We start from the raw sequence: 24,016 nt of genomic DNA, 5'->3' as shown, positions 1-24,016 counted from the left end.
TAGCTCAGTTGGGAGAGCATCGCCCTTACAAGGCGAGGGTCACTGGTTCAAGTCCAGTATCACCCACCACATATAAACACTTCTTAATAATTATTATAAAATCCTATTTGGGTAATTAACTCAGTTATAAGAAAAAGAAAGCATCGCCGTCCTTTACAAATAATGGCGAGTGTCACCGGTATCAAGCCAAGTAATCACTCACCACCTATAAACACTTCAAAATACCTAAGTTAAAAACTTCCAAAAAAATCACTCTTAATTTGTCTTTTTCAAAACGATTAATCTGTAACATGTAAAGTTCTATATGGGTTATAAACTGCGCCATAAGCAAACATATAGTTAATCGCTCATTTAGAGCATCTTTTTACCTATTAATTAAACATTGATTTTAAATCGCTAAGGCTAAGATAATATGAAGCCATCTAAACGTATGAAAATAACTTAATCTTCTAATAACCTCGGCTAATAGTTAAATTCCCTTGTAAGCAGCTAAACTGTTGATTATAGTCTGTGATAAATCAAACAACATGTAAGCCAATGCCAACTAAGATCTACGCCAAAGCCAAAATACTGATAGTGGAAGAGCAACCCCTCGCTCAAAGCTATATGAAACAGTCGCTAGAAAGGCTTGGCTTTCGGCAGTTGCACTTTGCCGATCATGCAATTGCAGCAAAAGAGCAATGTTTGGCTGAGCAATTTGATTTAATTGTATGTTCGTTTAATTTAAGCAAACACCAAGACGGCTACCAACTCTACGAAGAACTCCGTGTTAAGCAACTGATAAAAAACTCCACCGCGTTTATTTTTATTTCTTCAGAAACCAGTGGTGCGCTAGTGCATAGCGTTTTAGAGCTTCAACCCGACGACTTTTTGGTAAAGCCATTTACGGTACAAGAGTTAAAAACGCGGATTGAGCGTATTCTAAAACGTAAAAATGAGCTACAGAGCATTTATACCTTAGTAGATGATGGCAACGACTCTAAAGCAATAAAAGTGATCGATGCCACTTTAAATAAAAAAAACAATATATACAGCCCTATTCTCCTTCGCTTAAAAGGAGATGCATTGCTTAGGCTAAACCGCAGTGAAGAAGCTAAAGACTTTTTTACATCGGTGCTAGACATACAAAAATTTGCCTGGGCCAAAGTTGGTTTAGTAGAAGCACTGATTGCTAATAATGAGCATATTCTTGCTCAGCGTATGTTAAAAGCCATGCTTGAACGTCATGAAACACGTTTAGTTGCACTGGATTTACTCGGCCGATTAGAAATAAAACTAAACAAATTTGAGTTGGCGCAAGACTTTTTAAGTCAAGCAGTCGATATTGCGCCACGTAATATCCAAAGACAAAAATCGTTAAGCAATGTTTCGTTAATAAACCACGATTATGAAAAAAGCTATTTAGCCCAAAAAGACATAGCCAGCTATGCGCGTCATTCTATTCACGACAGCCCCGACATCTATCTCAATGCAGCCCGTGCCGGTATAGACTTTGCTTTAACCACAGATCAAACAGACCAAATACAACGTATTTCACGTCAAACTAATAAATACATAAATGATTTAAAAAAGCAGTTTCCTAACAACGCAAATCAATCTCAAATTGATGTACTCAATGCCCGTTTACATTATTTAAAAGACGAGCACCAAAAGGCCAAGCGCTTGATAGAGCAACTCGATGACGACGATACGTTAATACGCTCTGTAGATGGAGCGCTTGATAAAGCAAAAGCGTTTCACGAGCTGGGTTTTCATCAAAAGGCACAAACATTATTTAGCCAAATAGTTAGCCACTGTGAGCGCCATCCTAATATGAGTGATGCAACTTACCTGCGTTACATTCAAAGGGAACAAAGTGAGCGTCGCGACATTAAAATGGGCCCTAAAGAGCTTAACAACCATGCAGTAACTCAGTTTAATAGAGGGCAATTAAATACGGCGTTAGAGGCGTTTACGCAAGCATTTAGAGTAATGCCGCGTAACCCAAGCATTGCTCTTAATTTATTACAGTGTTTGTTTGATTCGACAAAACAAAAAGGCGGCACTTTTAACTTGGTTATTGCTAAAAAGTGTTACGCCCTTTTGAGTAATTCTACACTGCAGTCAGATCAGTCGCAGCGATTAGATAAAATTTTGCATATGGCAAAAGAAATGAAACTCGATATACAATCCCCCTAGCGCTAACTAGCGGCTAAAATAGCTGTTTTATCTAGATTGAAGGCTAACTATATACTATATAATTAAAGCTTTTTCATTGCAGCGGCATTTACACAATAGCGCAAACCCGACGGTGCTGGCCCATCAGGAAAAATATGCCCTAAGTGTGCATCACACACATTACACACCACTTCAACGCGCTGCATACCATGGCTTAAATCGTTCACATAACCAATTGCATCGACAGTTGCAGGCTGCGTGAATGATGGCCAGCCTGTGCCGCTATCAAACTTTTCATCGGCATCAAAAAGTAAATTATCGCAGCATACACACGCGTATTTACCCGGTTCTAGTAATGTGCAACTTTGTGAGCTGTGAGGGCGTTCTGTGCCCTTTTTACGTGTCACATAGTATTGCTCATCACTTAGCATTGCCTGCCATTGCACGTCTGTTTTTACAACCTTTTCGCGTGGCGTAGGATTGCCATTATTGGCAAAATTTATAACATCATTCCAAGTAAGCATAATAGCCTCCTTCGGTATTAATAAGTGATTAGGGTCTGTTGATCTTTTAAGGTTAAATTTGCAGCAGTCTGTTTGGTATTTAGGCAAGGCAGAGCCTATGCAGTGTGGTTATTCCCCATAATTGGGCGATAACGTAGCATTAATGCCAAACAGGCGCTGCCCAACGGGTTCTTCCTAGGGGTTATTTACTCTTTGTTGCTCAGCTTTTACTTAGCCCACTAGGTTACAAACTTCGCGCCGCGATTAAATAGCCCCTAGTTTAAACAAACTTTAATCCGCAAAGTTCAACAGCCCCTAACTAAAGCGAATAGTTTGCTTTTCTTGATCTGAAAGTATGCGCTTCATGTAGGCGTCTATGTCATTTTTTTGTGCGGGTAAACTTACACTAAATTGTCGCTCGTTATTGCTATGAATAATAAGCTCATCGTTCTTACTTTCTATATGTTCAATGTTGCCAATAACAAGCCATTGCGGGCCAAATTTTTTATCAAAAAAACCTGCCAAGCTAAATAACATTAAGTGCTGTGCATCGCGCTGAATAAAATTATCAAGTGTATTGCGCTTTTTAAAGGCGGGTGTCAGCCTGTAACAACACGAACAAAACACAAATAACCATAACCCTATTACGGCACAAAACCAAATATGATCAGTTAACGATGTAAACAACACCAAAGCGCCTAAAATAATGCCAATACCAAGCACTACAATGGCAATTTTTTTATTAATGTTATCCATTTAGCTCCCTTTTATTTAGCGTTTTTATCATCTGCTTTTTCGGTAGGCTCTGGCCAATCGTTAAAAAACACCTGCAAATAACGACTCTTTGCCAAGTACCACATTACCCAAAACACAATCACCATTTGCACAGCTAAAAATAGTGAAAACCTGTAATGACTATGTGCAGCTTGTATTGTTAACCAGCTTAAGTCGGTTATTGCACACACAAGTAACGGCCAGCGCATGTAGCGCCACACCATCGCTAAACGCGCACTTTGTTGATGAGAGTCGCGCGGTCGTCTTAAGCAAAATAAAAAAGTGGGCACTATCGCAATAGCGCCAATCGAAATTGCGATAAAAAAATCGTTTTTAGATTTAAAAAATAACGACATTAAATCAAGCTCAGGGCGACGACTCAGCGCCGCTATAACCCAAATAAAATACGCACGTAGTAACACCAATAAACTTAGATGAAATGCAATCGGCGTACGGTAGCTTCCGTATTTATCCCAGTACTCGGGTCCATATCGGCTCATTTTATTACCCTAAGCATTGTACTTATCAAACAGTGCAATTAAGTCATCTTCGCTAAGTATGTCTATGCCTAAATCTTGTGCTTTAGTTAATTTAGAGCCGGCTTTTTCGCCCGCCACCAATGCATCTGTTTTAGCCGACACACTACCGGCTACTTTTGCACCTAACTGTTGTAAGCGTGCTTTAGCATCGTTTCGGTTTAAAGTATTAAGAGTGCCAGTTAATACATAGGTTAGCCCAGCTAAGGGTTGCTCATCCTCTGAAGGCGGCGTTAGCGCTGGCCAATTAATGCCTTGTTCAATTAAAGCATTAACCACATCTACATTATGTTGCTCATCAAAAAAGCCACGAACATGAGTTGCTACAATAACCCCTACATCACTCACTTGTGTAAGGCTTTCAATACTTGCCTGGGTTACCTTTTCAAGTGTTAAAAAATGATTTGCTAAGTTTTGCGCTGTGGCCTCGCCAACCTCACGAATACCCAGCGAGTATAAAAACTTTGCAAGCGTCGTTGTTTTTGCAACTTCAAGCGCATCCACTAAGTTTTTAGCCGACTTAGGACCCATACGCTCAAGTGACTCAAAGTGACCTTGTTTTAATATAAATAAATCTGCGGGGGTTTTTACCAGCTCTCTATCAACCAGTTGATCAACTATTTTGTCGCCTAAGCCATCTATATCAAGCGCTTTGCGTGATGCAAAATGCTTAATCGCTTGTTTACGCTGAGCTTGGCACACTAAGCCTCCGGTACAACGAGCCACGGCCTCGCCTTCTACTTTTTCAACGTGTGAGTCACAAATGGGGCAACTGGCAGGAAATACAATGTCGCGTGCATCATCTGGGCGGCGCTCAAGTACTACTTGTGTAATTTGCGGAATAACATCGCCGGCGCGGCGTATAATTACTGTATCGCCTACCTTTACGCCTAAGCGGGCTATTTCATCGCCATTGTGCAGCGTTGCGTTTGATACCGTAACACCGCCTACAAATACAGGCTCTAAACGCGCTACCGGCGTTATTGCGCCTGTGCGACCAACCTGAAATTCTACATCAAGTAACTGGGTTATTTCTTCTTGCGCAGGAAACTTATAAGCAATTGCCCAGCGCGGTGCACGTGCAACAAACCCTAAACGCTCTTGTAAGGCTTTTTGGTTTATTTTAATTACTACGCCATCAATTTCATATTTAAGCTCGCTTCTGCGCGTTAAAATATCACTGTAGTAATCTAAAGCCGCTTGCGTACCTTCAACTAACTTTGTTTCTGGGCACAGCGGTAAACCCCAATCGGTTAATTTTGCCAATTGTTGGTAGTGATCCTCAGGGATTGTGCCATCGGCCACCAGCCCTGTGCTATACGCATAAAACATTAGTGGGCGCTTAGCGGTGATTTTTGAATCAAGCTGGCGTAGGCTACCTGCGGCTGCATTTCGAGGATTTACAAATACTTTTTCGCCACGTTTTTCGGCTTCGCTGTTTAGTTTTTCGAACCCAGCGCTATCCATAAATACTTCGCCACGTACTTCAAGCTCTGCGGGGTAATCGCCACGCAGCTTAAGGGGCACGTTACGGATTGTTTTTACATTTTGTGTAATATTCTCGCCAGTAAAACCATCGCCACGAGTTGCGGCCTGCACAAGCACGCCGTCACGGTAAATAATCGACACAGCCAAGCCATCTAACTTAGGCTCACAACAAAAAGTAAGCTCATCTTGGCTCATTAAACGCTCTTTAATACGGCGGTTAAAGGCGCTAAATTCTTCTTCACTAAAGGCGTTATCAAGCGATAACATAGGCACTTGGTGAGCAACTTGTTCAAATTTACTCAGCGCAGCGCCTCCGACCTTTTGAGTGGGTGAGTCAGGCGTTAAAAATTCTGGGTTTTCTCTTTCAAGGGCGCTTAACTCGCGCAATAGTCTATCGTATTCTGCATCAGGAATACTGGGTGTATCAAGGACATAATAATTGTAGTTGTGTTGCTCTAACGTACTACGAAGATGATTAATTTGCTCACTAATGCTGCTAGACATTTAAACCTCAAAAAACATAAAAAAAGCCACTTTTAGGTAAGTGGCTTAATAAAAATAATGTGTGCGTATAAATTACGCAGAAAATGCACGAACCTGCTCAACATATTGGCGAACGCGCTCAACGGTCATTTCTTCACGCTCGGCATCTAAAATTTGTGCACCAAATTCATCGGCAATTTTCTTAGCTGCGCTATGTAACATATTAAAGGCAGCTAGCCCGTCGCCTTCACAAGGTAAAGTCATAAATAAGCTAACCCCTGCGGTGCTAAACTGTTCCATATTATCAATATCAAACGTACCTGGGTTATACATATTTACTAATCTAAATAACACTGGACCTTGCCCTGCAGGGTCTATGTGGCGATTAAAAAAGCCTTCTTCTGAATATTTAAATCCTAAGGTATTTACTGCAGGCAATAACTTACTGCCTTGCATGCTTAGTCCTTCAGGCATTTGAATATGCACAATAACAAAGTCAGACACATCTGCTGGCGCTTCTTTTTCGCTCTCTGGCTCTGGTTCTAGCTCTGGCTCTTGAACTACTTGCAGGTCGTCTTCAATGGGTGTTTGCGCCACGCTAGTATCTATTTGCGGCTCGTTTGCATCAAAGTTTAGCTCACCAAATTGCGGCTCATCTAGCTGGGCAACAACCGGCCCTTTAGGTTCAACTGGTGTATGCGAAGGTGTATCTTGCATTGGTTCAACCCGCTCTGAAGGCGCTACCTCTGGGCTGTCTTTTTTTCTAACTGACCATAAACCATGCACTAATAAGCCACCTATGACAAGTACACTGATCACAATTAAAACCAATCTTAGTTCTTCGGCCATCCCCTCACCTTTTATTATTTGTTATGCCTAAACCCGTGTATTAATTAACACTAATACGCTTAAAATAAACTGTTATGTGTGTGCAAGTTGCACTGCTTGTTCTATATCTACTGCTACCATGCGTGATACGCCTGGCTCTGCCATAGTAACGCCAGTTAAACGCCCTGCCATTTCCATTGCAATTTTATTATGACTAATATAAATAAACTGCACCGATTGTGACATTTCTTCAACCAAACGGCAAAAGCGTACCACGTTAGCATCATCAAGCGGCGCATCTACTTCATCCAGCATACAGAATGGAGCTGGATTGAGCCTGAATATAGAAAACACCAATGATAATGCGCTCAGCGCTTTTTCTCCACCACTTAACAGGTGAATTGTCGAATTTTTCTTGCCTGGCGGCTGTGCCATTATACTAACACCACTTTCGAGTAAATCGTCACTGGTTAATTCTAAATACGCGCTACCACCGCCAAATACTTTTGGAAATAGCTCGGCAAAGTCGTTGTTCACTTGATCGAAGGTAGCTTTAAAGCGTGTTTTGGTTTCGCTGTCAATTTTACGAATCGCCCCTTCAAGCGTATTTAGCGCTTTGGTTAAATCTTCAAGTTGATTATTCAGATAATCACTGCGCTCTTTAGCTTGTTCAAACTCATCTATTGCGGCTAAATTAACTGGACCTAGCTTATCTAATTGATGCACAAGCCCACTGATCTGATTTTGCGCTGCATTTAAACTCAGTGAATCAGGTAGTGTATCTAAAACACTTTTTAAACTTTGCTTTAATTCTTCAAGCGGCTCAAGTGCTGCCTGCGCTTTTATAATTAGGCTTTGCTCTTCAATGCTTAGCTTTTGATGTTGTTCTTGCAAACCTGTCAGCTCACCTTGAGAGTGCTTAAGGCTGGCTTGTTTACTTATAAGTGTTTGCTTTGCCTCGTTAAGCTTTTTTTGTAACGCGACCAAGCTAGCTTCGCCCTGCTGATGTTTTATTAAAAGCTGTGCTATTTGCTCAGTGAGCTCTTGCTCGGGTATTAGCAACGCTTCCATTTGCGATTGCAGCTCTTGCGCTTCTTCTTGCGCACTCATGAGTTCTTGCTCAGCATGATTAAGCTTTGTTTGACTAAGCTGCCACTCACTGTGTGCTTTTTGCTCTTTTAACGTGGCTTGATGCGCTTGTGTTTTATATTGCTCAAGTGTAGCTGCAGCTTGGCTGTATGCAGTATTACTGCGTGTGCAAGCAGCGTCGGCGCTTGCCAGTTCGTCAGCTAAATTACGTTGCTGTTGATGTAACGCTTCAAGCGCAGTGTTGTGCTCATCGCGCGTTTTTAATAATTGTGATTGCTCAGTGGTTAATGCACGCTTTTGTTGCTGGTACTTTTCTAGTTGCTGTAAAAATTGTGCTACTTGCTCTTTTAACATGTCGCTGCGCGTAGTGGCCACGGCAATGTTTTGTGCTAATTGATGAATTGCGCTTTTAAGTACCGCTAACTCATCACTTAACTTTTGCTGCTGTGTTTTTAGCGCATTAAGATTCTCAAAATCCCTTGCAAGGGTATTTTCGGCCTCTACTAAGCTCGCTGTTTTTTGCTTTAACTGTGTGTGTTTTAAAAGTTGTGAGTTTTCGGCGTTTTTGTCTGCGCTACGGTGCCAGTTTCGAGCATGTAAAGCACCGCTTTTATCCATAACCGCAATATAAAACGTATCATTTAACGCAGCGAGTTCAGCGTTTTCACTGTACGCAATGCGGGTCAGTAAATCTGGATAAACACCCTCAGTAATCAACGCCGCAACGCTATTGACTGGTATTTCACTTTTATGCGGCCACACACTATTGTTGCTTTGCACATCAGCTACGTTTAGGTGCTCAAGCGTTTGCAGTGCCTGTTCAACTATATGTTCAAACCCTTGCTTTACTTGTAATTGATTAAATAAAGTGTGCTGCTTATTGTCATCTTCAATCCCTAAACTGCTTTTAAGCCCAGCAATGCGAGCTTTTAGCTCATTAACGTGCTGTAAGCTTTGCTGATGCTGTTGCTCAGCGTCATTTACTAAATCGGTTTGCTCTTTAAGCGCTGCGGTGCAGTGTGTTTGCGCCGTTTGCTTACTGGCAAGCTCTTGAGTAAGGGTTTGTTTGTATTTTTGTTGCTCGGCTAGTTGCTGCTCTAATTGGCTACTTTTAATATCGTCAATTTGGCTATTTAGTTGGCTTAGCTGTGTGTTTACATGGGTTAAGGCTTGCTCTGTTTGCTTAACACTACTTTGCTGCGCCTGTACTTTATTATTAAGCGCGTGCTGTTGTTGATTAAGGCTTTGCCACACGGCTGTGTGCTTATTTTTTTCATCAGCTAAATCTGCAAGTGTAAGGGTAAGCTCTTCAACTTGTTCGCTGCACTCTAAACTGTACTCGCTTATCTCTTGGTGGCTCACTGCTAACTGCTCACACACATTTTGCTGCTGTGTTTTTAGCGCTTCACTTTGCAGCTTTCTCTGCTCAAGCTTAGCCACACTTTGTTTAAGTGTTTGCGTTTGCTGTTTAATATTAATGTGTTGTTGTTCGGCGCGGGTCAACTCTGTGTGGGTAACGTGTTGCTGATGCTGCGCATCGTTAAGCGCATCTTGCTCTGCATTTACTTGAGCCTCTAGGCTTGCAAGCACATCGTCGTGGCCTGAGTGGGCCGTTTTAAAAAAGGCGATTTGCTCATTAAGCTTTTTAATTTGCTCACTTTTTTCAAGCTGTTGTTGATGCAGCTTTTGCCATTTTAATACAGCCACTTGGCCTTTTAAGGTACGCTCTTGCGCTTTTAAATCTCGGTATTTTTTCGCATCAACCGACTGCACAGCCAGTTTATCTAGTTGCGCTTGTAACTCTTTGCGCACATCAAGTAAACGCTCAAGGTTTTCGCGGGTACTTTTAATTCGGGTTTGCGTTTCGCGGCGGCGTTCTTTGTATTTAGACACGCCCGCGGCTTCTTCTAAAAATACGCGCAGCTCTTGAGGTTTGCTCTCGATTAAACGCGAGATCATCCCTTGCTCTATAATTGCGTAACTACGCGGGCCAAGCCCGGTGCCTAAAAATATATCGGTAATATCGCGCTTACGACATTTGCTCCCATTTAAAAAGTACAGCGATTGGCCATCGCGTGTTACTAAACGCTTAATCGCTATTTGGTTTCTGTGGGCAAATGTATTAGGTAAATCACCTTGGGTATTATCAAAAATAAGCTCTACTGAGGCTTGCGAGATAGGTTTACGATTAGTTGAGCCATTAAAAATAACATCGGTCATGGCATCGCCACGTAAGTTTTTAGCTGAGCTTTCACCAAGCACCCATCGCACAGCGTCAATTACGTTTGATTTGCCGCAGCCGTTAGGCCCAACAACACACGTCATTTGATCAGGAAATGGAATTTTAGTGGGCTCTACAAACGATTTAAAGCCCGCTAATTTAATAGTGCTTAAGCGCATCTTATTGTTATTACCGATTATTATTGTTATTACTTACAAACAATTTAACTCATAAACAGTTAAAAAGTTAAGCTTGGCGTTTAAAGTTATCTAAAATAATACCTGTGGCCATTGCTACATTAAGTGACTCTGCCTCACCAAAAGCCGGTATGGTTATTTTGTCGCTTACTAATTTTGCACACTGCTCGCGTATGCCATGCGACTCACTGCCCATAAGCAATACACCCTTTGCGCTAAGGTCCGTTGTATGTACGCTTTGCCCATCTAAAAATGCCCCATAAATAGGCATATTTAATGTTTGTAAGTATTCAGGTAGCTCTACTTGGCTTACCGATACTCTGACAAACGAACCCATGGTAGCGCTAATTGTTTTAGGGTTGTAAGCATCGGCGCTGTCGGTACTTGTTACTATATGTTTAATGCCATACCAATCAGCAACTCTGATAATAGTGCCTAAATTGCCCGGATCAGAAACTCCATCAAGCGCCAATATTAAGCCGGTATTATTAGGTAAATCAGCCTTTGGCATATCAACCACTGCAATGGCCGCGTTATTACTCACTAAGGTACTGGCTTTAGTCAGCGACTCTTCTTCTGCTGGCGTAAAATCTACATGTGGAAACTGGTTTTGGTGAGTGTTTATAAACGCCTGTGTTGCAAATATATCAACCGCCTTTAATGGGCTGTTTAACAACTCAAGTACGTTTTTTTCACCTTGTACAAGGTATTGATTATATTGCTTTCGGTACTTTTTTTGGCCAAGTTGGCGAATAAGCTTGAGTTGGTTTTTTGAAATCATAACAGCCCCATAAAATTATCGCCCTAGTATACCAGAGATGATTTAAAGTGCAGCACCACATATATTAAAAGCAGCGCCATTGTAGGCTGTAAGGCTTTTAAAGATTGAGCTTTGCACCAAATTTAGGTAAATTAACAAAAAAACAACATGGATATAATTTTAATGGAATCAATACACCCTACTCCCCCAGAAACCACCCCTGCAGTAAATGAACCTGCTGCCCCTATTTTTAGCGGTAAAGTACAGTTTAGCGGTAAAGGCGGTGAGTTTTTTGGTATTTGGATAGTCAATATTTTACTGAGCGTACTTACTTTAGGTATTTACTCGGCTTGGGCAAAAGTACGCACAATGCGATATTTTTATGGCCACACCCGCATTGACGGACACAGCTTTGACTACTTAGCCACCCCGATGCAAATTTTAAAAGGCCGTATTTTAGCGGTTATTGTATTTTTAATTTACTCCTTTGGTAGCAGCTTTTTTCCTCTTGTAGGCTTATTATTTGCGATTGCTTTTATCTTTTTAATGCCGTGGATTATTAACCAAGGCCTGCGCTTTAATATGCGTATGACCCGTCATCGTAATATACGCTTTGAATTTAAAGGCGATTACGGCGAAGCCTTCATTAACTTTATTCTTTTACCTATTGCCAGTATTTTTACCCTTTATTTATTAATGCCGTATGTTTTAAAACGTATCGACACGTACATACATAGCAATATTAGCTACGGTGACACGCCATTAACCGTAAACCTTAAAGGTGAAACCTACTACTTAACCGCCCTTATTTGCTTTGTGGTGAGCTCTATCACTATGGTGATATTTATGGCTGTATTAGGCTTATTTGGGCTTGATTTAATGAATGTAGAAAACCAACAAGCTGCACAAGATCCAGCCAAAATGGGCATTATGTTTGGTGGATTAATGATTGCTTACGTATTTATGATTGCGATAGTAACCGCTGTGTGGGCTGCGGCTATTCGTAACCATATTTTTGATAACAGTCAATTTGAAGACGTAGCATCATTTAAATCAGAGCTTAAGCCTATTCCTTTTGCCATATTACTATTAACCAATATGCTGGCCATTGTGTTTTCTTTAGGGCTTGCCTACCCGTGGACCAAAGTGCGTACATCGAGAATGCTTGCCGAGGTTACAACCGTTAATATTTACCCAAGTGCGCTAAATTTAGTGGATACCGCGCAGCAAGAGCAGTCATCGTTTGCTGAAGAAGCAGCCAATGTATTTGATATTGACCTATCGCTAACCTAAGAGCTTATTATGCACGTACAGGGACATTACTTCCCCAAGGCATCAAGCAATTACCAGCAAGGTGTCGCTAACATTCGCGACACCTGTGTTGAGATTAGCTACGATGACCAGCTTATTTCAAGCCATGCAATAAGCGATATAACACTCACCTCTGGCCTAGCTGGGCTTGCTGATGAACTAAATTTTAATGATGGCAGCCGCTTTATCCCTACTGATGTAAATTATCGCTGGCCTTTTAAAGCAAATAAGCATGACCTACTAGAGCGCCTTGAAAAAAGTAAATGGGCTATTATCGCGGCCGTTATTTTTACACCGCTTTTTATGTGGCTAATGCTTTATAAAGTTGTGCCCGCTATTGCTGTTTACAGTGTTGATACCCTGCCGCGCAGTGTAGTAGAGCAAATGGGTGAACAAAGCTTTACCCTAATTGAAAAGCTCGCGCTTGATGACAGTGAGCTGCCTAATGAGCAACAAACTAAAGTACAACAACATTTTAATACCATGCTTAATGCGCTCTCGCTTGAGCCATCGGTTTATAGGTTATCGTTTTATAAATCAGAGGCCTTTGGAGCGAATGCGTTTGCAATGCCCCATGGACGTATTGTCGTAACCGATGAGTTAGCAAATTTATTAGCCGATAAGCCCAACGCATTAAAAGCCGTATTACTTCACGAAATTGGCCACGTAGTCCACCAGCATAGCGTACGCATGACTGCGCAATCGGCAGCCAGTACCATTGTACTTGCAGTTATATTTGGTGATTTAGAAGGCATAGCAGAAGTGGTACTAGGTACGGGGGCATCTTTTGCACAGCAAGGGTTTTCTCGTGATATGGAGCGCGAGGCAGATAGCTATGCACTCATTCAACTTGAAAACTTAGGGTATTCAAGCAACGACTTTGCCGATGCCATTGAAGCATTACAAGGCGCGCATACCAGCGAAAACGAACACCTTGAAAAGGTAAATAATTTGCTCGAATATTTATCTAGCCACCCAAGCGCACAAGAGCGAATAGACAATGCGAGGAAATAACCCCGGTTATATACAAATTGCTCGCTATATTGTGGGGCTGAGTTGGGTATACCACGGCTTTTTTCCAAAGCTTTATCATATTGCCCCGCTTGAAAAACTAATGACTGGTAGTGCGGGTTTTTCAGCAGAAGTGTCTTACTTAATTACACGTTCGGCGGGTATTGGCGAAATTATATTTGGGTTATGCTTATTAGTGTTTTATAAAAATAAGCACATCGTTATTTTAAATATTTTAGCGCTTGTAGGGCTTTTGTTCGCGGTTGTAGTAATGCAGCCACCATTACTCATTGAAGCATTTAACCCAGTAACCACTAACCTGCCGCTGATTGGGTTAAGTTTTATTTGGTTAAAAGAAATTAAGCTGCAAAATAATCGACACCTCTAAAATAAAAAAGGTATGCCTGCGCATACCTTTTTTGTAGTGCTTAACTTATAGCGTTAGTACTTATTTTTATGTGTCCACAGGTGCAATAATTCACTGGCAATTGTTGCTGCAGCAATCGCGGTAAGCTCACTTTGGTCGTACGAAGGTGATACTTCTACCACATCCATACCCACCATATTTATGCCTTTGAGTGCGCGCAGTATTTTAAGCACTTTATCTGATGTTAAACCACCGCATACAGGTGTGCCTGTACCTGGTGCAAATGCAGGGTCTAAGCAATCTATATCAAATGTTAAGTAAACGGGTAAGTCGCCTACTCGCTCGCGTACTTGCGCTGCTATTTCATTAGCGTGCAAATCGTTAGCTTGCATTGCATCAATCACTGCAAACTCATGCTTTGATTGGTCAAAGTCGGTACGAATACCAATTTGGATACTGTGCTCTACATCAATCAGCCCTTCCATGGGTGCATGATAAAACATAGTGCCGTGATCAAAGCGCGAGCCATTGCTGTATGTATCAGTGTGCGCATCAAAGTGAACCAGTGCCATTTTGCCATGTATCTTTGCATGCGCGCGCAATAGCGGAAGCGTTACAAAGTGATCGCCACCAAGTCCTAACAGCGTTGCCCCTTGGCGAAGTATTTGCTCTGCAGCCATTTCTAGCTGTGCCGTAAAATATTCAGGATCGCCTACCGGATAAGTAAAGTCCCCCGCATCAGCAACCGTTAAACGCTCAAACAAAGGAAATGTCCACGGGTATTTAGTATCTTCCCAGGCTAAATGTACCGACGCACGGCGAATGGCATCGGGTCCTAAGCGTGCACCGGGGCGGCCCGATGTTGCTAAATCAAAGGGTAAGCCTAGTACAACGACATCTGCATCAATGGCATTAATGTTTTGCACCATAGGACGACGTAAAAACGTCATCCCATTTGAATACAATGAGTGGTCAACATGACCAAATAAGCTAGACATTGCTTATAACTCTTCTAAATAAGTGTAGCCATTAAGGCCGCTTTGCAACTCGTCTAAAACGCTTTGCTGTTCATTTTTATCTATTTTTGCAGCCACTAACTGTGCGTACGAATGTTGAAAGCTCTCAACATCTAAATGTACATAACGCATCATATCGGCTACGGTATCACCTTGGTTTATTTCACTAATACTGGCAACGCCTTGCTCATCCATATTGATAATGGCGCTGTGCGTATCGCCAAATAAATTGTGCATATCACCTAAAATTTCTTGGTACGCACCCACTAAGAAAAAGCCCATTAAGTAAGGTTTATCAGCACTGTACTCAGGCACGGGTAATGTGCTTTCAATGCCTTGGCCATCAACATAGTGCTCAAGCGCGCCGTCTGAATCACAGGTAATATCAAGTAATACAGCACGTTTTTTTGGTGCTTCGGTTAAGCCACTTAATGGCAATACCGGAAACACTTGATCAATCCCCCACGCATCAGGCAATGATTGAAAAAGCGAAAAGTTTACAAAAAATTTATCGGCTAAACGTGCGTTCAACTCGTCAATAATCGGGCGATGAAAACGGTTTTTGTTATCCATGTGTTTGTTAAGCTCATAACAAATACGTAAGTTAACTTGCTCTGCCCACGCACGCTGCGTTAAATCTAAAAGCCCAAGTGCAAACTGGTTATGCGCCTCTGCTAAATCCCCTTGGCTGTCGTGGTAAATTTCAATCAGTGCGCGGTCATCCGTTAAATCGGTTAACTGCACAAAAGATGCCCACATATTATTTAATAAAAGCGGTGCATCGCCAGCAGGCGCTACTAACTCTTCTGGCGTGTAACTTTCTGTGCCTATCACGTTTGATATAAGTACTGCATGGTGCGCCGTTAGTGCACGCCCCGATTCAGAAATAATCGTCGGCATGGGCTGCGCGTACTGCTTACAAGTATCGCCTATGGTGTACACAATATTATTTGCATACTCAGCTAAGCTGTAGTTCATTGAGTTATGCGATTGGCTGCGGGTACCATCGTAATCAATAGCTAAACCGCCCCCTACATCTAAGCACTCAATGCTTGCACCTAATTTGCGTAACTCACAGTAAAAACGCGCGGCTTCGCTCACACCTAAACGTACATCACGAATGTTTGCCATTTGCGAGCCTAAGTGAAAATGCACAAGTTGCATTAAATCAAGCTGGCCGGCCTCTTTTAAACGATTTACTACATGTAAAACTTGCGACGCTGATAAACCAAATTTAGATTTTTCGCCGCCACTTGCTTGCCACTTACCTTTGCCTTGCGATGCTAAACGAACGCGAATACCAATACGTGGTTTAACATTTAGCGCTTTTGCTTGGCTAAGTACCATGTCGAGCTCAGAGAGTTTTTCAAGCACTATGTATACTTTGTGGCCTAGCTTTTCGCCAATCAGTGCTAAGCGCACATACTCTTTGTCTTTGTAGCCATTACATACAATTACTGCACTGGTTTTTTCTGCCATTGCCAAAACAGTTAATAGCTCTGGTTTGCTGCCCGCCTCAAGGCCTAATTGTTTTTTTTCTAATTCGGCTTGGCTTGCTACTATTTCTTCAACTACTTCGCGTTGTTGGTTTACTTTAATTGGGTAAACTAATAAGTAATCTTTTGGGTAACCATAGTTTTCAATCGCGGTATTAAACGCGCCACATAAACTGTGCACACGATGATGTAAAATTTGTGGAAAGCGCACTAAAGCCGGTAAGCTTAAGCCTTTTTCTTGAAGTTGTTTTGCAATATCTGTAAGTGCAATAGTTTGCTCTGGGGCGTGAGCCTTTGGCGCAACATACACATCACCTTGATCATTAATTCCAAAAAAACCTTGGCTCCAATGACGAACATTGTAACTCGTGCGAGCTTGTTCTAGTGATGTTGTCTCTTTCATTTATCTTTCTCTTGTATTTAATGAATGCCGGTTCGGCTAGTTGCGCGCATTAAAAGAAAAATAGACTTTTAAGTCCAACAAGTATTTTTACTCGTAACGAGTGATTTTTAGTGTTGAGAGAAAAAACACCTACACCTTAGCTTTTACAGCTAACCGCCTTTAGTAAAGCAAGCTGGTTATGCGGCTAAAAAAATAAGTACAGCTGTACTTTTTTAAGATAAAATAGAACAACTGTACTTATTTGGTATAAGCATGAAACAAATTTATTTTAATCAAAACAAGCCACCTAAATTTTCTAAAATAACAAAGGCTGCCACTTTTGGTCTGACCAAAACATTTCCTAAACTCAGTGCCCGCCTTGCCATGAAGGTATTTTGTAACCCGCATAGCCGACGCCAATACGAATTTAGAACATGTATACAGCCAATTAATATTAAACTTACTACCGAGCTTGGCGCTGTAAACCTGTACTATTTTAGCCAAGCCGAAAACACTAAAACGGTATTTTTATCTCATGGCTGGGCCGATAGCACTAATCGGTTTACTGCTTTAATAGATGAATTGCTTGAAAAAGGCTTTAATGTTTACTCAATTGATCACATAGGCCATGGCTATTCGCACGGCAATACCTCGCACTTATACGGGTATATGCAGGGGCTAACAGCGGCTTTTGAGTACTTTAATGGGCAAAATATTACAATTAATAGAGTCGTTACACACTCTATGGGCGGTGTTGCTTTGTTAAACTTAGCGCCTCATTATTTAGAGAATAAAAAAATTGTGATGATCTCTGCCCCTGCACAAATATTTGAAGCCATGTTTGCTAAGGTCAGGCAAGTGGGTATTTCTGAGCTCATGCTAGAAAATATGCTTAATAAGGTGTCAGACAAATATGGTATTAACTGGCAAAACCTTCACCCTGATCATTCTAAAGATAAAATTAACGAAAACATGTTGTTTATTCATGATAAAAATGACTCAGTGGCAAGCTTTGAGGCAATAAAATTATTAACTGAGAACACACCCGCAACACTTGTGGCCACACAAGAGCTGGGGCACGTGCGCATTTTAAAAAGCCAATACGTGTACGACCAAATAACACGCTTTATGGATTAACGATGAAAAAAAGTGAGAGCACAAAACGCAATATTTTGCACAAAGGAATGGCCTATGCGGCTGCACATGGTTTTTATAGCTTGTCGATAGGAAAAATAGCGGCAGTGACTAACATGTCGCGTACTGGGGTGATCTCACACTTTGCCAATAAAGAAGATATGCAAGTGGCTATTTTGGCCTACACCGAAGAAGAGTTTAGAAAACAGGTTGTTGATATATCTGCTGATGAAGATGCGTTAATTCATTTAAATAATTTTCAGCAACGCTGGCTTGAGTGGCTCAATTTTTTAGATACGGTATCGCCTGGTAAGCAGGCAAGTTGCCCGCTCATTAAAGCGTCGGTAGAGTTTAAAGCAAGCCCCAACTGTTTGGTAAGGCAGTTTATGCAAGACCAACACTTAAAAATGATTAACTACCTCACTAAACTTGCAGTTAACTGCCAAGCACAAGGCTACTTTTGCCAAGACAAAGAGCCGAGCATTTTTGCGTATGAGTTTTATGGCTTATATACTGGGCATGTTGTACAAACAAGCTTAATAGATAATCCAGCTTTAACGCTTACTTATAAAAAAGTAGTTGGCAATTTAATTGCGCGATATATGCGTTAACAGTGGCCTGCAAGGCGTTTTTTACCTTTAATATGGCGTACTTTTTAAGCGCTTTTAGGTGCAAAAATAATAATAGCCATGCCCAGTAAGGCAACCGCCCCGCCCACTATATCCCACATTGTAAGCTTTACGCCATCAACTGCCCACAACCACAGTAAAGCCACGCATATGTACACACCGCCATACGCGGCATACACCCGTCCAGCGGCTGCGGGGTGTAACGTTAGCAACCATGCGAATAGCGCTAAACTGAATGCTGCAGGTATTAAAAGGAATATGGATTTATCTTCTTTAAGCCAAAGATAAGGTAAGTAACAGCCAATAATTTCTGCCAGTGCGGTAATAATAAATAGCGCGATAGTTTTTACTTCAAACATAAAACCTCACGTGATTTAAATAACGAGAGCATAATAAAGCTAAGTAACTGCAAACTAGTTAATTAGCTAAATAGTACTAATTTGGGTAAAAAAATTTTACCCATATTTAAGTAAAACAGGTTACTCAGCTAGGGCCGCGTCGGCCAGCTTCATTGTACTTTCGAACGATTTAGTACCGGCTATAAATAAACCATTGTGGCAAAATACAGCGTCGTCTAAGCCTGTTTCAGCTTGAAACTCTTCGTCAGATAAACCAGCCCACGCTTTAGGCAGTGACTTTCTGTCTTCAAACGAACCAGGCTCTACTGGTACAGTTTGAATAATCCATTGGTCGTTTTGCGAAGGGTAAACCATAAATAAAGCGTCGCTTGATAAATGGTGTACTGTTTTTTTCCATGGTGTGTATTTTTCTAAAATAATCACGCGGGGATCTTTTGCCTCTTCTATTGCTTTTGCAACAATATCTTTGGCGTTAATGCTTCCTTTTGCTGAGGCAATAAAACGGGTTAATAAACGCGCAGCAAACTCAACGGCTTCATCAAAGCATTCATCAAAGTTGCCTTCCTCTTCCCATGTTGGATTAAACATAGAAAGCGTTTGGCTAAGCGTTATGCCCTCAACCACACCTTTAACGTAGCCACAATCTATGGCATCAATTGTAGAGACTAAACCAGCGTCAACTCTATCAGCCACCGCTTGGTTATTATCACACAGCGCTAAACCATACTTTTTCCAAATTAAGCCAAATGACGAGTATGGCGTGCCATTTTCGCGCTCGCCTGCGCCGCCGCGTTGGTGGTGATCAAAGCGTCCTGTGTCAGGGTTGTATTCGCCACCTACATCAACAACAATATCGGCACTTTCTATTACTGCTTTATCGCGGGTTCGTACCAAGTTAAAGGCAGGCAATACATGCTTAAGTACCGCAATACTAAACACGTCATCGGCATGGAAATTACCACTGTGGGTTACTACTGTTAAATCGCTCATTGGTTTTGGGCTACTTTTAAAAAAGATAAAATTCTCACTTATGAAGTGCTAAATAAAGGTTTATACCCGTTTGCTTAATCAAGTAATTTATTTTGAAGCAAAAAAGCTTGTTTATAGCCAGGTTTTGCCTCTTAAAATCATTAAGTATTACTGTGCACAGGTATTAAATATACGTGGCGAATTTTATACGAAGATAGCAGTGAAAAACAGTGAAGTATTTTTTGCGCCTACAGAGTCAGCTATAGGCACACAGGAGTAAATAGCTTATTTATTCTGGCTCAGGGCTCAGGGCAAGCTCCATAAATACACTTTGTGGGTTATCTTGATACGAGCCAAAGCTTGCACAGCGCGCAAAACCTAAATCTTCATATAAACTAATTGATTCGGTTTGCTTTGGGCCTGTTTCTAATCGGATAAGTGGAATTTTTGTTTCGCCGGCGTAATGCAGTAGGTTTTGCATTATGCGTCTTGAAAAACCTCTACCACGGTAACTTGGTTTTACGTATAAACGCCTTATTTCGCCATATAGCGCGCCGTCATTTTGCTTAACAATAGCGCCACAGGCAATAATGCCATCTTCGTTTTTTAAACCAATTGCATAAACGTTGTCTTTGCTTAATTCTTCTAATTTGAGAGATTGGGCTGTAGCCACGGGGTATAAGGAGTTTATCAGTCTATCTATATCTGCAAACACATTAACTACATCAGGATCCTTAGGGGTTAATTCGACTAACTGCATCTCTTGTCGTCCATTTTATTATTTTGAATCGTTATAGTGACTTCATAATATATACTTAATACGCGTGTTCCTAGTGTTGTTTAAACAAAATGTTTTAATAAGGTAAAAATGGCTTTATTAAAACGTTAGCTTAATTTACAAAAACGACGCACAGCCTGCTAAGCACTTAGGCTTTGCTTTTTTAATTGATGGGCATGCCACTTAATATAATTACTGGCATTCATAGGTTTTGCGACTAAATAGCCTTGTATGCAATCTGCATTGAGCAAGTTTAGTAACTCAAATTGCGCCTCTTGCTCTACACCTTCAGCAACAACGGTAATGTCTAAACTTTTCCCTAGGCTTATAATCGTATTAACAATATTAAAGCCTTTGCCTTTATCTAAAATCTTATCGATAAAGCTTTTATCAATTTTTATTTCCTGTACGGGGAAAGCATTTAAATGAGCTAAACAGGAGTACCCTGTACCAAAGTCGTCAATAGAAAACACAAAACCTTGTTCTTGTAGCTCCGTCATTTGCTTTATTGTGCTGTCAATATCGCCCGATAGCATGGTTTCGGTGATCTCAAGTTTAATATGCTGCGGCTTTATGTTGAACTCTTTAATTGTAGAGCAGAGCTCACGGGTAAGCTGCGCAGAATTAAACTGTATGTGACTAATATTTATAGATACGCTAAAGTGCTCATCTATCATGTTTTTTTCATTAAGTTGATTAATAAGGCTGCATATATTGCGAAGCACTATGTTTTGCAGTTTTTGAATCAGGCCATATTGCTCTGCAATAGGAATAAACTGATTAGGCGCAATAACCCCTTTATTAGGGTGCATCCACCTTATCAGGGCTTCTGCACCTACTATCTTTCCTTGCATACTAATTTGCGGCTGAAAATACGCACAAAATTCGTTATTTGCGATTGCTCTTACAATATCCGTTTCTAATTCGGCTTGGTTTTCGAGTAAAGTTTGCAGTTTAGGGTCATAAAAGCTGCAGCTATTGCCGCCTTTTGCCTTAGAGCGGTACATAGCAGTATCTGCAAATTTTAATATGTTATCGGTGGCTGTGTGCTCTTCGTTAATTAAGCAAATACCTATACTGCAACTAACTTGAAATGCCAGCTCCCCTATTGCAAACTTATCATTAAACACGCCTTGTACTTTTTTAGCGACTATTTCGGATTCAATACAGGCTTGGTGGTTATGCTCGCCAATGTATTCGAGTAAAATAATAAATTCGTCACCGCCCACTCTAGCTAAAGTATCAGATGATCGTATTACGCCACCTAAGCGTTTTGCTAATTCTATTAATACTTGATCTCCGGCGCCGTGGCCTAATGAATCATTTATTCTTTTAAAGTTATCAACATCTAAAAACAGTAATGCGCCCGTTTTTTTGGTGCGTTTAATACGCTCTACACACTTTGCTAGGCTGTCGCTGAGCATTCGTCTATTAGGGAGCCCTGTTAGTGGATCAAAAAACGCAAGCCGTTGAACTTCTTGCTCGGCTTTTTTGCGAAGGGTTACATCTCTTGCCATCCACACTACGTGCTTAAGTTCTGGTTTTTCTGGCTGGTAGTTAGTAAGTGCAGCCGCTCTTCCTTCAAAGGTTATGTGGCCTTTGGGCACGGCTAAATCGTACTCAAATATTTGCATTTCATTGGTGCGAATGGTTTTTTTAATAATCCCCATGATCATGTCGGCATCTTTAGCTGGGAACAAGTCTTGCACATTTTGACCAATTAAGTCGGTAGGCGATTCAAGTAATAAGTCACTCGAGGTTCCGTAAATATCGGTATAGACGCCCTCTTCGTTCAAAATCAAAATAAGATCGGGCATCACTTGCGTAAATGCTTTAAATTTTTCATTACTTTTTTGCAGATCTGCCACTAGCTGCCTAGCTTTGAGCGACTCTGCGTTTTTTTCTAGTGCTATGCTAGAAAAGTGTACAAAATAGTCAATGAGTTCTAAATCTTGCTGTGTAGGTGCTTTAGGGGCGCCGTGGTAAATAGCAAAAGTGCCTAATATTTCACTGGTGGTTGAAATAATCGGGGTTGACCAACAAGAATATAAACCGTAGCTGTGCGCTAAATCTTTGTAACCTTCCCACAAGGGCGAAAGGTCAATATTTTGCACAATAACTCGCTCATTTTTATAAGCCGCGGTGCCACAAGACCCTACATTAGGGCCTATAAACACACCATTAATTGCCTTTAAATATTCATCGTCAATATTTGGGGCAGCACGATGAAATAACTGATTACCTGTTAAAGACAGTATTGAGCATCTTGCAGAGCTGTCTTCAATAACTTGCTCTATAGCTAAACAAATATCTTGTAAAATATCGTCTAAGGCAATGCCTAACGCGATTTTAGATAATATATCCTGCTGGTGAGATAACAATTGTTTTAGTTTTGCAGTATTCATACTTCACCATGCATCTAGGTGCTTTTATGTTGCTACGCACTTTAAAAAAGTGCAGTGCATCAACAAATTCCTGCTCTTAGTTCATATATTTAAAATGAGTATAGTTAATAAACTTACAGCACGAGTTTTATTATTACGATTATGGAAATTGTTTTTTAATAAAATAGCTAAAAAACAACTTTAGTATGCGTTAAGCCTACATTATTTTGCAACAAAAAATAAACATCCATAACAAAAACAATCCAGCCAACACACTCTAAAACTTTTTTTAAATTTTGCAGGTTTAACACTTTGTTACTTAAAAAGGCTGTTCAAAATTATCAGTCTAATTATACTGCATGCAGATATGAGTCTTTTTTGAGGTTACTGTGCAGATCATACAAGGTATGGAATATTTTTTTTCAGGCTTTAAATTAATTAGCCAAAAAGGCCTTAAGCGCTTTGTGCTTATTCCACTTTTACTTAATATTTTATTGTTTGGTAGTTCACTATTTTTTTTATTTGGTTGGTTAAGCGACAGCTTTAATTATATAAACAACATGTTACCTGAGTGGCTAAGCTGGCTTGAATGGTTAATGTGGCCCATTGCGGTGCTTGTGGTGCTATTTAGTTACAGCATGCTATTTACAGTAATAACCAACTTCATTGCGGCCCCTTTTAACGGACTACTCAGCGAAAAAGTAGAGCTTTATTTAACGGGTCAAAAAATAAATGACGACGGTTTTGCTGATTTAGTAAAAGACATTCCACGCATGGTAGGCAGAGAGTGGACAAAGCTTTGCTATTACTTACCCCGCGCTATTGGCTTTTTTATTTTGTTGTGGATTTTACCCGTTATTGGACAAGTGTTATGGGTTTTATTTACATGTTGGATGTATGCTGTGCAATACAAAGATTTTGCCTTCGATAACCATAAAGTAGGCTTTAAACAAATGAAAGACGATTTAAAGTCTAAACAAGGTTTATCTTATGGCTTTGGCTTTGCTGTTATGCTGCTCACTGCAATCCCATTTATTAACCTAATTGTTATGCCCGTTGCTGTGTGTGGCGCTACCCGTTTGTGGGTAGATAATTATCGCTCTAAATACCGAGCGGGCTAAATAACACTACGGCAAATAATAAA

Annotated in this window: 20 protein-coding genes; 7 read left to right on the top strand and 13 right to left on the bottom strand. The window is 40.8% G+C overall.

The window, feature by feature from the left end; translation table 11 throughout:
* The first annotated feature begins 537 nt into the window (after positions 1-537).
* On the top strand, positions 538-2,178 hold the full coding sequence (locus tag MSC25_RS17005) for a response regulator (RefSeq protein ID WP_248444017.1): 1,641 nt from the start codon (positions 538-540) through the stop codon (positions 2,176-2,178).
* Positions 2,179-2,240: 62 nt separating this feature from the next.
* On the opposite strand, the gene msrB is transcribed toward MSC25_RS17005, so the two are convergent.
* The 7 genes from msrB to MSC25_RS16970 all read right to left on the bottom strand — a co-directional run bounded on the left by msrB (position 2,241) and on the right by MSC25_RS16970 (position 11,057).
* Positions 2,241-2,681 carry a peptide-methionine (R)-S-oxide reductase MsrB gene (gene msrB / locus MSC25_RS17000; RefSeq protein WP_248444016.1) on the bottom strand — a complete coding sequence of 147 codons (441 nt, stop codon included), beginning with the start codon at positions 2,679-2,681 and terminating at the stop codon, positions 2,241-2,243.
* A 294-nt stretch (positions 2,682-2,975) separates the two neighbouring features.
* Positions 2,976-3,416 (bottom strand): hypothetical protein, encoded by a 441-nt coding sequence (locus MSC25_RS16995; RefSeq protein WP_248444015.1) that lies wholly within the window; start codon positions 3,414-3,416, stop codon positions 2,976-2,978.
* Positions 3,417-3,427: 11 nt separating this feature from the next.
* On the bottom strand, positions 3,428-3,934 hold the full coding sequence (locus tag MSC25_RS16990; RefSeq protein WP_004588866.1) for a DUF2919 domain-containing protein: 507 nt from the start codon (positions 3,932-3,934) through the stop codon (positions 3,428-3,430).
* A 9-nt stretch (positions 3,935-3,943) separates the two neighbouring features.
* A complete protein-coding gene (gene ligA, locus MSC25_RS16985) occupies positions 3,944-5,962 on the bottom strand; it encodes an NAD-dependent DNA ligase LigA (protein WP_248444014.1) in 2,019 nt (672 codons plus the stop codon).
* A 72-nt stretch (positions 5,963-6,034) separates the two neighbouring features.
* Positions 6,035-6,790 (bottom strand): cell division protein ZipA, encoded by a 756-nt coding sequence (gene zipA, locus MSC25_RS16980; RefSeq protein WP_248444013.1) that lies wholly within the window; start codon positions 6,788-6,790, stop codon positions 6,035-6,037.
* A gap of 72 nt (positions 6,791-6,862) precedes the next feature.
* On the bottom strand, positions 6,863-10,258 hold the full coding sequence (locus MSC25_RS16975; RefSeq protein WP_248444012.1) for an AAA family ATPase: 3,396 nt from the start codon (positions 10,256-10,258) through the stop codon (positions 6,863-6,865).
* 67 nt (positions 10,259-10,325) lie between these two features.
* Positions 10,326-11,057, bottom strand: coding sequence for an RNA methyltransferase (locus MSC25_RS16970; RefSeq protein WP_248444011.1), 732 nt, complete (start codon positions 11,055-11,057; stop codon positions 10,326-10,328).
* Between the two features lie 162 nt (positions 11,058-11,219).
* On the opposite strand from MSC25_RS16970, the gene MSC25_RS16965 reads away from it, so the two are divergent.
* Genes MSC25_RS16965 through MSC25_RS16955 form a run of 3 tightly spaced genes read left to right on the top strand, consistent with a single transcriptional unit; the run spans position 11,220 to position 13,746 of the window.
* Positions 11,220-12,329, top strand: a complete 1,110-nt coding sequence (locus MSC25_RS16965) for a YjgN family protein (RefSeq protein ID WP_248444010.1) — start codon at positions 11,220-11,222, stop codon at positions 12,327-12,329.
* Between the two features lie 9 nt (positions 12,330-12,338).
* The gene (locus tag MSC25_RS16960; protein ID WP_248444009.1) at positions 12,339-13,361 is read left to right on the top strand and encodes a M48 family metallopeptidase; all 1,023 of its coding nucleotides are present in this window, start codon (positions 12,339-12,341) and stop codon (positions 13,359-13,361) included.
* Positions 13,348-13,746, top strand: coding sequence for a DoxX-like family protein (locus MSC25_RS16955; RefSeq protein ID WP_248444008.1), 399 nt, complete (start codon positions 13,348-13,350; stop codon positions 13,744-13,746). Before MSC25_RS16960 ends, MSC25_RS16955 begins: the two co-directional genes overlap by 14 nt.
* A 53-nt stretch (positions 13,747-13,799) precedes the next feature.
* On the opposite strand, the gene speB is transcribed toward MSC25_RS16955, so the two are convergent.
* Positions 13,800-14,723, bottom strand: a complete 924-nt coding sequence (speB, locus tag MSC25_RS16950) for an agmatinase (protein ID WP_004588858.1) — start codon at positions 14,721-14,723, stop codon at positions 13,800-13,802.
* Positions 14,724-14,726: 3 nt separating this feature from the next.
* Positions 14,727-16,640 (bottom strand): biosynthetic arginine decarboxylase, encoded by a 1,914-nt coding sequence (speA, locus tag MSC25_RS16945; RefSeq protein ID WP_248444007.1) that lies wholly within the window; start codon positions 16,638-16,640, stop codon positions 14,727-14,729.
* Positions 16,641-16,892: 252 nt separating this feature from the next.
* On the opposite strand from speA, the gene MSC25_RS16940 reads away from it, so the two are divergent.
* Both MSC25_RS16940 and MSC25_RS16935 read left to right on the top strand, forming a co-directional pair.
* Positions 16,893-17,756, top strand: a complete 864-nt coding sequence (locus MSC25_RS16940; RefSeq protein WP_029772733.1) for an alpha/beta fold hydrolase — start codon at positions 16,893-16,895, stop codon at positions 17,754-17,756.
* A gap of 2 nt (positions 17,757-17,758) precedes the next feature.
* Positions 17,759-18,364 (top strand): TetR/AcrR family transcriptional regulator, encoded by a 606-nt coding sequence (locus MSC25_RS16935; RefSeq protein ID WP_248444006.1) that lies wholly within the window; start codon positions 17,759-17,761, stop codon positions 18,362-18,364.
* A gap of 44 nt (positions 18,365-18,408) precedes the next feature.
* On the opposite strand, the gene MSC25_RS16930 is transcribed toward MSC25_RS16935, so the two are convergent.
* The 4 genes from MSC25_RS16930 to MSC25_RS16915 all read right to left on the bottom strand — a co-directional run bounded on the left by MSC25_RS16930 (position 18,409) and on the right by MSC25_RS16915 (position 22,893).
* Positions 18,409-18,741: a YnfA family protein gene (locus MSC25_RS16930; protein WP_096041441.1), complete on the bottom strand. Its 333-nt coding sequence runs from the start codon at positions 18,739-18,741 to the stop codon at positions 18,409-18,411.
* Between the two features lie 120 nt (positions 18,742-18,861).
* A complete protein-coding gene (locus MSC25_RS16925) occupies positions 18,862-19,731 on the bottom strand; it encodes an MYG1 family protein (protein WP_055253080.1) in 870 nt (289 codons plus the stop codon).
* 268 nt (positions 19,732-19,999) lie between these two features.
* Positions 20,000-20,470, bottom strand: coding sequence for a GNAT family N-acetyltransferase (locus MSC25_RS16920; protein WP_004588851.1), 471 nt, complete (start codon positions 20,468-20,470; stop codon positions 20,000-20,002).
* Between the two features lie 158 nt (positions 20,471-20,628).
* Positions 20,629-22,893 (bottom strand): EAL domain-containing protein, encoded by a 2,265-nt coding sequence (locus MSC25_RS16915; protein WP_096041440.1) that lies wholly within the window; start codon positions 22,891-22,893, stop codon positions 20,629-20,631.
* 368 nt (positions 22,894-23,261) lie between these two features.
* Here MSC25_RS16915 and cysZ point away from each other — a divergent pair, with 368 nt between their 5' ends.
* A complete protein-coding gene (gene cysZ, locus MSC25_RS16910) occupies positions 23,262-23,993 on the top strand; it encodes a sulfate transporter CysZ (RefSeq protein WP_024034179.1) in 732 nt (243 codons plus the stop codon).
* Positions 23,994-24,016 lie beyond the last annotated feature (23 nt).

This window comes from Pseudoalteromonas sp. 1CM17D, from assembly GCF_023161805.1.
Classification (GTDB): domain Bacteria; phylum Pseudomonadota; class Gammaproteobacteria; order Enterobacterales; family Alteromonadaceae; genus Pseudoalteromonas; species Pseudoalteromonas atlantica.
This window is presented reverse-complemented; position numbering and strand designations above follow the sequence as displayed.